Source organism: Brachyspira aalborgi, assembly GCF_008016455.1.
Classification (GTDB): domain Bacteria; phylum Spirochaetota; class Brachyspiria; order Brachyspirales; family Brachyspiraceae; genus Brachyspira; species Brachyspira aalborgi.
The window spans coordinates 1,510,087-1,522,481 of record NZ_SAXU01000001.1 but is presented as its reverse complement, the minus strand read 5'-3'; the positions used below and the strand labels follow the sequence as shown (position 1 = coordinate 1,522,481).

At 31.6% G+C, this 12,395-nt stretch carries 12 protein-coding genes; 8 read left to right on the top strand and 4 right to left on the bottom strand.

Annotated elements, in window-relative coordinates; translation table 11 throughout:
• Positions 1–16 precede the first annotated feature (16 nt).
• Positions 17–799 carry a 3-hydroxybutyrate dehydrogenase gene (locus EPJ79_RS06795; protein WP_147529125.1) on the bottom strand — a complete coding sequence of 261 codons (783 nt, stop codon included), beginning with the start codon at positions 797–799 and terminating at the stop codon, positions 17–19.
• 464 nt (positions 800–1,263) lie between these two features.
• Here EPJ79_RS06795 and EPJ79_RS06790 point away from each other — a divergent pair, with 464 nt between their 5' ends.
• The 3 genes from EPJ79_RS06790 (at position 1,264) to EPJ79_RS06780 (ending at position 4,165) form a co-directional block, all read left to right on the top strand.
• Positions 1,264–2,451 (top strand): thiolase family protein, encoded by a 1,188-nt coding sequence (locus EPJ79_RS06790; protein ID WP_147738923.1) that lies wholly within the window; start codon positions 1,264–1,266, stop codon positions 2,449–2,451.
• Positions 2,452–2,523: 72 nt separating this feature from the next.
• Positions 2,524–3,300 (top strand): enoyl-CoA hydratase-related protein, encoded by a 777-nt coding sequence (locus EPJ79_RS06785; protein WP_147531070.1) that lies wholly within the window; start codon positions 2,524–2,526, stop codon positions 3,298–3,300.
• A 25-nt stretch (positions 3,301–3,325) separates the two neighbouring features.
• Positions 3,326–4,165, top strand: a complete 840-nt coding sequence (locus EPJ79_RS06780; RefSeq protein ID WP_021957936.1) for a 3-hydroxyacyl-CoA dehydrogenase family protein — start codon at positions 3,326–3,328, stop codon at positions 4,163–4,165.
• A gap of 200 nt (positions 4,166–4,365) precedes the next feature.
• Here the strand turns inward: EPJ79_RS06780 and tpx are convergent, their stop codons facing one another.
• Positions 4,366–4,863 (bottom strand): thiol peroxidase, encoded by a 498-nt coding sequence (tpx, locus tag EPJ79_RS06775; RefSeq protein WP_021958538.1) that lies wholly within the window; start codon positions 4,861–4,863, stop codon positions 4,366–4,368.
• Between the two features lie 250 nt (positions 4,864–5,113).
• Here tpx and EPJ79_RS06770 point away from each other — a divergent pair, with 250 nt between their 5' ends.
• From EPJ79_RS06770 to EPJ79_RS06755, 4 genes are all read left to right on the top strand, one after another.
• Entirely contained in the window at positions 5,114–6,973 is a 1,860-nt protein-coding gene (locus tag EPJ79_RS06770) for a methyl-accepting chemotaxis protein (RefSeq protein WP_244289081.1), read from the top strand.
• Positions 6,974–7,120: 147 nt separating this feature from the next.
• A complete protein-coding gene (locus EPJ79_RS06765) occupies positions 7,121–8,074 on the top strand; it encodes a TAXI family TRAP transporter solute-binding subunit (RefSeq protein ID WP_147738922.1) in 954 nt (317 codons plus the stop codon).
• A gap of 36 nt (positions 8,075–8,110) precedes the next feature.
• Positions 8,111–8,584, top strand: coding sequence for a DUF1850 domain-containing protein (locus EPJ79_RS06760; RefSeq protein ID WP_147738921.1), 474 nt, complete (start codon positions 8,111–8,113; stop codon positions 8,582–8,584).
• Positions 8,581–10,560 carry a TRAP transporter permease gene (locus EPJ79_RS06755; protein WP_147738920.1) on the top strand — a complete coding sequence of 660 codons (1,980 nt, stop codon included), beginning with the start codon at positions 8,581–8,583 and terminating at the stop codon, positions 10,558–10,560. The genes EPJ79_RS06760 and EPJ79_RS06755 overlap by 4 nt, the downstream gene beginning before the upstream one ends.
• Positions 10,561–10,657: 97 nt before the next feature.
• Here EPJ79_RS06755 and EPJ79_RS06750 read toward each other — a convergent pair whose 3' ends face one another.
• Together EPJ79_RS06750 and EPJ79_RS06745 are read right to left on the bottom strand one after the other, a co-directional pair.
• Positions 10,658–11,113 carry a Spy/CpxP family protein refolding chaperone gene (locus EPJ79_RS06750; RefSeq protein ID WP_147738919.1) on the bottom strand — a complete coding sequence of 152 codons (456 nt, stop codon included), beginning with the start codon at positions 11,111–11,113 and terminating at the stop codon, positions 10,658–10,660.
• A gap of 95 nt (positions 11,114–11,208) precedes the next feature.
• Positions 11,209–11,865 carry a DNA alkylation repair protein gene (locus EPJ79_RS06745; protein WP_147738918.1) on the bottom strand — a complete coding sequence of 219 codons (657 nt, stop codon included), beginning with the start codon at positions 11,863–11,865 and terminating at the stop codon, positions 11,209–11,211.
• A gap of 178 nt (positions 11,866–12,043) precedes the next feature.
• Here EPJ79_RS06745 and EPJ79_RS06740 point away from each other — a divergent pair, with 178 nt between their 5' ends.
• Positions 12,044–12,376 carry an STAS domain-containing protein gene (locus tag EPJ79_RS06740; RefSeq protein ID WP_021958646.1) on the top strand — a complete coding sequence of 111 codons (333 nt, stop codon included), beginning with the start codon at positions 12,044–12,046 and terminating at the stop codon, positions 12,374–12,376.
• Positions 12,377–12,395 lie beyond the last annotated feature (19 nt).

The following is a 12,395-nucleotide window of genomic DNA, read 5'->3' as shown; positions in this document are numbered from 1 at the left end:
TTTACCTCCTTTACATTTAACACATTCCCCAGCCATGACTTACCAATAATGATTGTCCAGTCATAACTCCAGCTTCATCATGTGCGAAGAAAGAAACCAAATTAGCGACTTCTTCTAAAGTCGTAAATTTTTTATCAACCGTATCTTTTAACATGATTGTGCTTATAACTTCTTCTTCGGTAATTCCCTTTATTTTAGCTTGTTCGGGTATTTGTTTTTCAACTAAAGGAGTTCTAACAAATCCAGGACATATTACATAAGTGTGAATATTAAATTCGCCGCCCTCTTTTGCCAAAACTCTTGCAAGTCCCAAAAGCCCATGTTTTGCAAAACAATAAGGCGATTTGAAAGGCGAAGCTAAATGAGAATGAGCCGAACCCATAAATAAAATTTGTCCGCCTTTGCCTGACTTTTTCATTTCAGTAAACGCCGCTTTTGCCGTTAAAAAAGCTCCGTCCGCATGAATAGCCATCATTTTTTTCCATTCTGCAAAAGGGAATTCTTCTATAGGATGAACTATTTGAATACCAGCATTTGAAAAAACTATATCGATTCCGCCTAAATCGGTTATAGTCTTTTTGAAACCGTTATTTACATCCTCTTCGCTCGTAACATCCATTGAAATGGCAATTGCCTTTCCTCCGCTTGAATTAATCTCTTCGGCTACTTGTTTAGCGCCTTCAAGATTCAAGTCTGCTACGACTACCGCCGCTCCGTCTTTAGATAATCTTTGCACGGAAGCTTTTCCTAAACCGCTTGCCGAACCTGTTACTAAAGCAACTTTTCCTTTTAAACTCATAATTGTTCCTCCAAAAATTTAAATTTTTATAAAAAATATAATGATATTTTTTGAATAAATTAATATTATAAAAGACGCGTAATTGAGAGCGTGAAAAAATAATTTTAAATAAATTTTCGCTAATGCGTTGCGTTGCGTTGCGTTGCGTTGCGTTGCGTTGCGTTGCGTTCATGATAGTATAAATTAGATTAATCATATTATTAGTATAATACAAAAAATATTATTTGTCAAATAAAATATAATAAAAATCACAAAAAAATTAAATATATTTTCAGAATTTTATAAATAAGAGTTATAATTTCATAATAAAATATAAAATTATCAAAAATATTATTAAATAATTTATAATAAATATTTGAATTTTTTTAATATAAACACTTGAATTTGATAAAAAAATGTATTATACTATAGATAATCATATCGTAAATACGATGTGAAAAATTACAATTCTTGGAGATTTCAATATGTCAAAAAAAATAGTATTAGCAGGAGCTTGTCGCACTGCAATAGGAAGTATGGGCGGTTCATTAAGCACCGTTCCAGCCGCCGAATTAGGAGCGGTAGTTATTAAAGAAGCTTTGAAAAGAGCAAATGTCCCAGCCGATAAAGTTGATATGGTTTATATGGGTTGCGTTATACAAGCATCTCAAGGGCAAAATGTCGCTCGTCAATGCTCAATAAAAGCTGGTTTGCCAGAAAGCGTGCCAGCTATGACAATCAATGTAGTTTGCGGTTCTGGTTTGGATGCAATTAATCTTGCAGCAAATATGATAGCCTCAGGAAACGCCGATATAGTAGTCGCTGGAGGAACTGAAAATATGTCTTTAGCGCCTTACGCTTTGAAAAACGGAAGATATGGTTATAGATTAGGAAACGGTTCTTTAATAGACACTATGGTTCATGACGCTCTTACGGATGCATTTGATAATTATCATATGGGTATAACGGCAGAAAATATTTGCGATGATTGGAAATTAACTAGAGAAGAGTTAGACGAATTCGCTGCAAACTCTCAACAAAAAGCCGTAAAAGCCATAGAATCGGGAGCGTTCAAAAAAGAGATAGTTCCCGTAACTATAAAAAATAAAAAAGGCGATACAGTATTCGATAAAGATGAAGGACCAAGAGCGGGAGTAACTGCGGAATCTTTATCTAAATTAAAACCAGCTTTCAAACCAGACGGAGGAAAAGTAACCGCTGGAAATTCTTCAAGTATAAACGATGGAGCTGCGGCTATGGTTGTTATGAGCGAAGAGAAAGCAAAAGAATTAGGCGTTAAACCTATGGCTACTTATATTGCTGGCGGTTTGGGAGGAGTTGCGCCAAGAATTATGGGAATTGGACCTGTCGCTTCAACTAAAAAAGTTATGGCTAAAACGGGATTAACGATTAAAGATTTTGATATTATAGAAGCTAACGAAGCTTTTGCAGCTCAATCGGTTGCGGTTGGTAAAGATTTGGGTATAGATGTTGAAAAACAACTTAATCCTAACGGCGGCGCTATAGCTTTAGGACACCCTGTTGGAGCTTCTGGATGCAGAATACTCGTAACTTTACTTCATGAATTGGAAGCTAAAGGCTTAAAGAGAGGACTTGCCACTTTATGTATAGGCGGAGGTATGGGTTGTTCTGTTATCGTAGAAAGAGAATAGAATCAGAATATAAAACAGGTTTAGATTATAAAATTTAAGCCTATTTATAATTTATTAAAAAACGGAGGAGAGATGGAATTCGTTAAATATGAAGAAAAGGACATGATTGGCTATATTACAATTAATAGAGAGAAAGCTCTAAACGCTTTAAACTCTCAAGTATTAGACGAATTGAATAGAACATTCGATACCGTAGATATTAAAACTATAAGATGTTTAATATTGACGGGAGCGGGCGATAAATCATTCGTTGCTGGAGCCGATATATCCGAAATGAGTAAATTAAGCAAGCTTGAAGGCGAAGATTTTGGAACAAGAGGAAATAAAGTATTTCGTAAAATAGAAACTTTTCCTATTCCTGTGATAGCCGCTATAAACGGTTTCGCTTTGGGCGGAGGATGTGAAATTGCTATGAGTTGCGATATTCGTATTTGTTCCGATAATGCGGTATTTGGACAACCTGAAGTCGGACTTGGAATAACGCCAGGATTTGGAGGCACTCAAAGACTTCCTAGAATAGTAGGAATAGGCATGGCAAAACAGCTTATATATTCTGGTAAAAATATAAAATCTGACGAAGCTTTAAGAATAGGACTCGTTAATGCGGTTTATCCTCAAGCCGAACTTATGGCTAATGCGGAAAAATTGGCAAAATCTATAGCAAGCGCGGCGCCTATAGCGGTTCGTAATTGCAAAAAAGCCATTAACGAAGGCTTGCAAGTTAATATGGATAAGGCTATAGAAATAGAAGAGAGATTATTTGGCAACTGTTTTGAAACGGATGACCAAATTGAAGGTATGACGGCTTTTTTAGAAAAAAGAAAAGTTGAAAAATTTGTAAATAAATAAAAAATATTAATCAAGGAGTAAAAAAATGAAAGTAGGAGTAATTGGAGCGGGAGCTATGGGTTCTGGAATAGCTCAAGCTTTTGCAACAACCGAAGGCTATGAAGTTTGCTTATGCGATATTAAAGAAGAATTCGCAGCTAACGGAAAGGCAAGAATAGTTAAAAGTTTTGACGGTAGAGTGGCAAAAGGAAAAATGGAGAAAAGCGAAGCGGATAAAATCGTTTCAAAAATCTCTATAGGATTAAAAGAAATCTGTAAAGATTGCGATTTAATAGTAGAAGCGGCTTTTGAAAGTATGGAAGTAAAGAAAACTACATTTAAAGAATTGCATGAAATTTGCAAACCCGATTGCGTATTTTCTTCAAACACTTCTTCTCTATCTATCACGGAAATTGGAGCGGGAATAGGCAGACCCGTTATAGGAATGCATTTCTTTAATCCAGCGCCCGTTATGAAATTAGTTGAAGTTATTTCAGGCATCAACACTCCAAGAGAGATTGCCGAAAAAATAATAACTATTTCTAAAGAGATAGGAAAAACTCCCGTTGAAGTTAATGAAACGGCGGGATTTGTAGTAAATAGAATTCTCGTTCCTATGATTAACGAAGCTATAGATTTATATTCTATGGGCGTAGCTTCAGTTGAAGGAATCGATAACGCTATGAAACTTGGAGCTAATCATCCTATGGGACCTTTGGCTTTAGGCGACTTAATCGGACTCGATATTGTTTTGGCTATTATGGAAGTTCTTCAAAGAGAGACAGGCGACCCAAAATATCGTCCAAGCGCATTGCTTAGAAAAATGGTTAGAGGCGGAATGCTCGGACAAAAAACGGGAAAAGGATTTTACGATTATTCAAAATAATTATTGCGGGTAATTAAAATTTAAGCGGAGAGGTTGTAAATCTCTTCGCTTTTTTTATATCTTATTTTATTAAAATTATTATTTTTTTTATTTATAATTTTTATTTCTTATATAATTTTTATTTCTTATTTTTATTTATTAAAAATAAAAAAGCATACCTCTAATTGAGATATGCTTAAATTTTCTTAATAATTCTAAAATTATAAAAGAGCTTTAGCGGCTTTTAAAGCGGCTTCATAATCAGGCTCGTTTGTAATTTCAGGAACATATTGAACATATCGGACAACATTATCTTTATCCAATACGAATACGGCTCTTGTTAAAAGTTTTAATTCTTGTATAAGAGTTCCGTATTTTTTGCCAAAATCTCTCTCTGCATAATCGGATAAAACTATATGAGAATTGGCATTTGCAGCAGCGCACCATCTCGCTTGAGCAAAAGGCAAATCTAAAGAAACTGTTACAACAGTTACGCCGTCTAAATTAGCGGCTTCTTTATTAAATCTTTTAGTTTGAATATCGCATACGGGCGTGTCTAAAGAAGGCACTGACGATATTATTTTTACGGTAGAACCTGCATCCGAAAGAGACCAGGCGCTTAAATCTGTTTTTGCTCCCGAAAAATTAGGGGCTTTTGCGCCTTCGGTTAATGCCGCTCCTTCTAAATGAACTTCTCCGCCTTGAAATGTTATTTTCATTTTGTTTCCTCCAACAATTAAAAATTAATTTATAATATTATTTAATGATAATAATTATTAATAATATATTTTTTATAAAATAAAGTCAATAAATTAAATTTGCTTTTTATATAAAAAGGTTTATAATATGCAAACAATTTTATAGTTTTTTATTCTATAAGAATATTAGGAATATAAAAAATATATTTCTTTTTCCGAAAATAATAAACAATAAGATTGGTAATAATTAATAATTTACGGAAATTTTAAAATGATACACAAACTTCAAAGTTTAAAAGTAAGAATGCCTTTAATAATAATCGGACTGTTTGTTTTGGCAATAGCGGTTTTGGTTGTAGTAACTCAAGTAATGGTAACGAATACTATTAATAAAGTTACTTATACGGGTTTTGACAATACGGTAATGGGATATGCATCCTTAATGGATACTTGGTTTGAGGACCAATTAGATATCGCTAAAGTATATGTTAAATCGGACCCTGTTAGAAATTATTTAACTATGAGAACGGAAGAAACTAGAGACGCCGCATTGACAAGGTTGAGAGTTTTTAATGGAGACAATCAATATACAATAAATATGGGCATAACCGATATCAACGGAAATGTTTTAATCGATGCAAGCAACGCGTCTTTAATAGGACAAAATGTATTTAGTATTCATCCCGATTTGAGACAAAAAGTGCAAGGCAATAGAGACGCCGCTTTTGGCGATAATATAACGCGTTCTTTAACTACGGGAGGTTGGAGTTTAGTATTAATATCTAAAGTTCATGATAGAGTAAATAATAGAGTTATCGGTTATTTATATTATATGCTCGATTGGAGTTATTTAATAAAAGAGCGCGTAGAACAACTCGTTATAGGAGAAACAGGAGCTTTATTCTGCGCAGATGATACTCTTACGATAAAAATTCATAGTAAAATAGAAAGTATAAATTCGACTCTTCCGCAAGATTTTTCAAAAGCCTTTGAAGACAAAAAAGGGATAATAAATTATGTGTTTAATGGAGAAGATAGAGTAGCCGCATATACTACTTTGACTTATCGTCCTTGGGTTTTGGGAATATCTATGACTAAACAAGAGATAGAAAAAGATAATGTAAGAGTAGTGAGAGCTATAATAATTATATCTTTAGTTTCTATAATAATAATGGCTATTTTAGTTTCTTTATTTATAAAATCTATTACTACTCCTTTAGGATTGATAACGGGATTATCTAAAGAGATAGCGGATGGAGATTTAAGAACAACTAAACAAAAAATACATCGTAAAGACGAACTTGGAGAGCTTTCAAACGCTTTTGTAGCTATGAGAAAAAAATTGGTAACTACTATACATAAAGTTGAAGATTCTGCAAATCAAATAAGCGCAGCCGCTAAAGAATTAGCCGAACAAAATACGGATTTGTCTCGTAGAACGGAAAGTCAGGCTGCAAGCATTGAAGAAACTTCGGCGTCTATGAATGAAATTTCTAATAATATAAGACAATCTTCAAACGATTCTGTAAACGGAAATAAAATGATAATGGATTCAAAAGATTCTATTGAAAATGCAGGAAATATAATATCCGAAACTACTAAAAATATAGAAGAAGTTCATGAAGCAAGTTCAAAAATTAAAGATATAACTAAAATAATTGAAGATATAGCCTTTCAAACCAACATACTCGCCCTTAACGCTTCGGTAGAGGCTGCAAGAGCGGGAGAACAGGGAAAAGGTTTTGCCGTTGTAGCTTCTGAAGTTAGAAATTTGGCTCAAACGACTCAAACTTCGGTAAAAAGCATAACCGATTTGATTGAAAATGTTTATAATAAAATAGACAAAGCCACCGAAACTGCAAGAGAATCTCAAACTATATTTGTTGAAATTCAAAATAAGATTGACGAAGCTTCAACAATGATGCAAAATATAAGTCATAGCGCGGTTGAACAACAGAGCGGAATCGACCAAATAAAAATTGCCATTGAAGAAATGGATACTACAACTCAAAGAAACGCCGCTTTGGTTGAAGAGGCTACGGCGTCTGCGGATGTTTTATTTTCTCAATCTAAAGAATTAATGGACGCGATTCATATATTCCAACTTCCAGAAAATAACAGCGATAGGTAAGAAGATAAATATTAATTAATAAAAAATAAAACAAGGGAGACAATATCTCTCTTGTTTTTTTTATTATATAGTATTATATAGTATTGACTTTAAATTTAATTAAATATACTATATGTAGTAATTAATAAAATAAAAAGAGGTAAAATTATGAGAAGATTAACAATTATTTACATTTCATTATTTATTTTATTTTTAATTGGATGTGGCAAAAGCGCGAATAAAAATTATATATTTGCAACGGGAGGAACGAGCGGAACTTATTATTCTTTTGGAGGAGTTATTGCAAATCTATGGAATAATAATATTGAAGGCGTTAATGTTACCGCGCAATCTACGGGAGCTTCAGCCGAAAATTTAAGATTGATAAATAGAGGCGAAGCGGATTTTGCATTTGTTCAAAACGATGTTATGGATTATGCATATAACGGAACGGATATGTTTGAGGGAGAAGTTTTAAGCAATTTTTCAGCTATACTTACTTTATATCCCGAAGTCGTTCAAATAGCCGCCACAAAATCGAGCGGAATTAAAAGCATAGCGGATTTTAAGGGAAAGAGAATTTCTGTTGGAGATGCGGGAAGCGGAACGGAATTTAACGCTAAACAAATATTAGAATCTTACGGTTTAACTTTTAACGATATTAGAAAATCAAATCTTTCATTTAAAGAATCGAGCGATGGACTTCAAAACGGCACTTTGGACGCTTGCTTTATAGTCGCGGGAATTCCTAACGCGGCTTTGCAAGAATTATCTTTATCTACCGATATAGTTTTAGTTCCTATAGGAGATATGCAAATAAGAGAAATAACATCTCAATATAAATATTATACAGAAGTAAATATTCCGTCAAATACTTATAATGGAGTAAATGTAGACACTAAAGCCGTAGCGGTTAAAGCGACTATAGCGGTTAATAATAATATTCCTAAAGAAGATGTTTATAATATGATAAAAACATTATTCGATAAACAAGCCAATTTATCCGCAGCTCATGCGAAAGGAAAAGAACTTAATATAAATGACGCTCCAAAAGGAATCTCCATTCCATTTCATTCGGGAGCTGTGAAATATTATGAAGAATTAGGAATTTATGTTAAATAAGAATAATTTATATATAATTAGGTTAATGATATAGTTATGAAAAAAATTATTGTATTATTAGCCTTAATTATAATATTATTTATTCCAATATTTCCTAAATTATTGATAAATAATAAAATATTTGATATAGAAAAGAAAGAGTTTATAATTTCATATACTCATTCCGTGAATAGAGGACGAGTTAGAGATTATTATATTATTAAAAGTAAATATATTATTCTTTCAAAAACAAGATTTATGTCTTATGGAGCGGGAATTCCCGAACCTGAAAAAAGACAAAAATTTAGAGAAACAGAAGATTATATTGAAATAAGCGATATTAATAGAAAAATTGATAATTTATATTTATTTGTAGGAACTATCGCCAATCATAAAATAGAAATTGACGAAAAGAAAATAGAATTAAAAGAAATATTTAAACCGCAAGAGAATATAAAGATAGAATATAAAATTTTATCTATATTTGAATATATAAAATTATTAATATTAAATAAATTGGAGGACAAATGAGTAAAGAAAATCATCATATTCATATTTTAAGCGCGGAAGAAATAGATAATTATATGAGCAAATATGATAGCGAATCGAGATATAGAAGATATAAAGATTGGAAAAAATATTTAATTATAATAATATCCGCTATATTTTGTTTATTTCAATTATATTCTATACTTTCGGGCAGAATAACGGCGCAAGTTTTGAGAGCTACGCATTTGGCTTTTGTAATGCTTCTTGCTTATTTATTATTTCCAATGAAAAAAGATATGCCAAAAGATAAACTTCCATTTTATGATATTATACTTGCTATAGTCGGAGCGGCTGCATGGAGTTATATCGTTTTTAATTTTGAATCTTTAGTTAGAAGAGCGGGAATATATACGACTTTAGATATTTTTGTGGGAATAGTCGGAATATTAATATTATTTGAAGCTTGCAGAAGAATAGTCGGACTTCCAATTTTAATAATTTCTTTAATATTTATAATTTACGCTTTATTTGGGGCTTATGCGCCGGGATTTTTAAATCATAGAGGTTATTCTTATCAAAGACTCGTATCTCATTTATTTTATAATACCGAAGGAATAATGGGAACGCCAATAGGAGCTTCGGCGACATTTATATTTTTATTTATATTTTTTGGAGCTTTGCTTGATAAAACGGGAATAGGACAATTTTTTATAGATATTTGTAACGCTATCGCGGGCGGTTTTGACGGAGGTCCCGCGAAAGTTGCCGTTTTAACGAGCGCAATGTTTGGAACGGTTTCGGGAAGTTCGGTTTCAAATACGGTTGGCACGGGAAGTTTTACAATACCAATGATGAAATCTCTTGGCTATCGTTCGGAGTTTGCAGGCGCAGTCGAGGCTTCGGCTTCTACGGGCGGACAGATTATGCCTCCTATAATGGGAGCTGCAAGTTTTTTAATGGCGGATAGTTTAGGAATTCCTTATATGGAAGTTGCAAAAGCGGCGATTATTCCCGCGATTTTATATTTTACGGGAATTTTTATAATGGTTCATCTTGAAGCAAAAAAGACGGGACTTAAAGGTTTGTCGAAAGAATCTCTTCCAAAATTCGGAGAACTTCTTCTTAAAAGAGGTTATTTAATAATTCCTTTATTAACTATAATAATATTTTTTATTCTTGGAAAAACGGCAATATACGCGGGATTGATGGGAATAATATCCGCGGTTTTTGTCGCTATAATAAACAATATTATTGATATTTTACAAAAAAGAAAAATCAGCTTCGGATTTAACGATATTGTAGATGTTGTTTGTAATGCTGCAAGAAATATAATAAGCGTTGCTATTGCCTGCGCTATGGCGGGAATAGTAATAGGCGTTATAACTCTTACGGGATTAGGCTTAAAAGTCGGCGCGGGATTAGTTTCAATATCGGGAGGAATTTCTATTTTATTATTAATATTAACTATGATTAGCTCAATAATACTTGGCATGGGAGTTCCTACGACTGCAAATTATTTGATAACTTCAACTATTGCCGCTGGAGCTATAATAAGTTTAGGATTTAAACCTTTAGCGGCGCATATGTTTGTATTTTATTTTGGTATAATCGCAGATGTAACGCCTCCCGTTGCTTTGGCTGCTATGGCGGGAGCTGCTATAGCTAAATCGGACCCTTTTAAAACGGGACTTGAAGCGAGCAAATTGGCTATTGGAGCTTTTATAATTCCTTATATATTTATATTTAATCCTGCTATGCTTATGTTAGATACAAATTTAGTTGAAGTTATACAAATAATAATAACCTCTATTATAGGAATGTTCGGAGTAGCTTCTTGTTTGGAAGGATATGTATTTAGAAAATGTTTTTGGATTGAAAGAGTATTATTCATAACCGCTGGATTACTACTAATATATCCTGGTTCAATTACCGATATAATCGGTTTAGCTACGATAATAATTTTAGTTTTGATTCAAATATTTACGAGAAAGAAAAATAAAACCGCTATAGTTAATTAAAATATTTATTAAAAAATTATTTTTAAAAATAAAATTAGAAATAAAAAAGGAACGGCAAATATGCCATTCCTATGCATAAAAATTTATTTTAAGAAGTTTATCTATAGTATCTTATTCTATTTATTTGCTCTTTTTGTTCCGCCGTTAATACATTAAATATTGAAACTTCTTTTTCTATTCTTAAATAGTCAATTTCTTTTTCAATATCTTTTCTTTGATTAATTAAATCTTTTATTATTTTTAAATCTATATCCGCTTTTTCTCTTTCAAACTCAAATTTATAATCGACTCCTCTCTTTCTGTATTCGGCTTCTCTTATTTTGCTTTCATAATAGTAATTAGTTTCATTTATATCGTTTATTTGCTGTTCGCTTAAATATATTCCCGCCATTCTGCATAATCCGTAAATATCGCCGCGAGGCATTTTTCTATGTCTATGAGGCGGAGGCATTGGCGCATAACCGTTTTCCGATGGAGGAGTTGGCGGTTGAGCAAATACGCTTGATACTACTAACATACTTAAAATAATTGTGGTTAAAAATTTTTTAAACATTTTTATCTCCTTAATTTTTATTTTTGTTATATAATATTAGACGAATAATATTTAAAAAAGTTCCCGCTAATTATTAATTTTAATTTTTATATTTGTTATAATATATATTTACTTGCCTCTCTTATACTCAAATTATTCATAGAATTTTTATGTCTTTTGATAAAATCTCTAACCCATTTTGGATTTGTTTTGCTATAATCTCTCAAACTCCATCCAATCGCTTTATTTATAAAAAATTCTTTTTGATTGAAATTATTTATTATTATTTGCTCAAGCAGTTCAATATTAGTTTTTTCTTTTCTTAAAATCTGATGATTGATTGCTACTCGCCTAATCCAAATATTTTCATCCAAACTCCAATTCAATAATATTTTGTTTACTTTTTTATCTCTCAACGCAATATCTCCGACTATTTTATCCAAATGGTCGATAGTATCCCACCAAGATTTTGTAAGTATATAATTTTTCAAAATTTCAATATGCGATATATTCAAATATTCTTTTTTGAAATTAAGATAATCGATAGCCGTATATTGAAATTCTCTATATTTATTTTTATAACATTTGTCTGTAAATTTAAAATCTAAATCTTCTTTAGAAACGGATTTAAAAATTTTATTTTCAATTTCCTTTCTTGGGCTTGCGGAAATTCCTAAAAATGCAAATTGATTTTTCATGTAAGCGGACATTTCAATCGCTTTTTTATCGTTTTTTAATTTTTTAAATTCGGCAAATATATCGTTTAAAGTCATTTGTATTCCTTAAATAATTTTAATATTATAAATTTACAATATATTTAAAAAATATAAAGCAAATTATTTTAATAAGTTTATTTTAATTGACTTTAATTTTTATATTTGTTATAATTATATTTAACGATTAATAATAATTTAATAATAATTTTAAGAAAAAATTTTTAAGGAGGAAAATATGAGTTTGAAAATTGAAGACAAAGGCAAAGCTAAAGTAGTTAGTTTATCGGGCAAAATGGATGTAGGTTTATCTATGACTGTAGAATCCGAGCTTGAGGAATTGGTAGATTCTGGAGGAATTAATTTGATTTTAGAAATCTCTAATGTAGAATATTTAAGTTCTAGCGGAATTAGAGTTTTTATAGCCATTATGCGAAAAATAAAGGATAAACAAGGTAAAATAGTTCTTGCCGATGTCCCAGAAACCATTAAAAAAATATTAAGAACTGTGGATTTGGAAGATTTATTTGAAGTTTACGATTCTGTTGATAAAGCTTTAGAATCGTTTTAATATTGATTTTATTTAATAA

What these genes read in the sequence shown, in the direction of transcription:
- EPJ79_RS06795 (WP_147529125.1), bottom strand. Translation starts at nt 799, where the DNA reads ATGAGTTTAAAAGGAAAAGTTGCTTTAGTAACAGGTTCGGCAAGCGGT.
- EPJ79_RS06740 (WP_021958646.1), top strand. Translation starts at nt 12,044, where the DNA reads ATGAGTTTGAAAATTGAAGACAAAGGCAAAGCTAAAGTAGTTAGTTTA.
- tpx (WP_021958538.1), bottom strand. Translation starts at nt 4,863, where the DNA reads ATGAAAATAACATTTCAAGGCGGAGAAGTTCATTTAGAAGGAGCGGCA.
- EPJ79_RS06750 (WP_147738919.1), bottom strand. Translation starts at nt 11,113, where the DNA reads ATGTTTAAAAAATTTTTAACCACAATTATTTTAAGTATGTTAGTAGTA.
- EPJ79_RS06770 (WP_244289081.1), top strand. Translation starts at nt 5,114, where the DNA reads ATGATACACAAACTTCAAAGTTTAAAAGTAAGAATGCCTTTAATAATA.
- EPJ79_RS06785 (WP_147531070.1), top strand. Translation starts at nt 2,524, where the DNA reads ATGGAATTCGTTAAATATGAAGAAAAGGACATGATTGGCTATATTACA.
- EPJ79_RS06780 (WP_021957936.1), top strand. Translation starts at nt 3,326, where the DNA reads ATGAAAGTAGGAGTAATTGGAGCGGGAGCTATGGGTTCTGGAATAGCT.
- EPJ79_RS06765 (WP_147738922.1), top strand. Translation starts at nt 7,121, where the DNA reads ATGAGAAGATTAACAATTATTTACATTTCATTATTTATTTTATTTTTA.
- EPJ79_RS06760 (WP_147738921.1), top strand. Translation starts at nt 8,111, where the DNA reads ATGAAAAAAATTATTGTATTATTAGCCTTAATTATAATATTATTTATT.
- EPJ79_RS06745 (WP_147738918.1), bottom strand. Translation starts at nt 11,865, where the DNA reads ATGACTTTAAACGATATATTTGCCGAATTTAAAAAATTAAAAAACGAT.
- EPJ79_RS06755 (WP_147738920.1), top strand. Translation starts at nt 8,581, where the DNA reads ATGAGTAAAGAAAATCATCATATTCATATTTTAAGCGCGGAAGAAATA.
- EPJ79_RS06790 (WP_147738923.1), top strand. Translation starts at nt 1,264, where the DNA reads ATGTCAAAAAAAATAGTATTAGCAGGAGCTTGTCGCACTGCAATAGGA.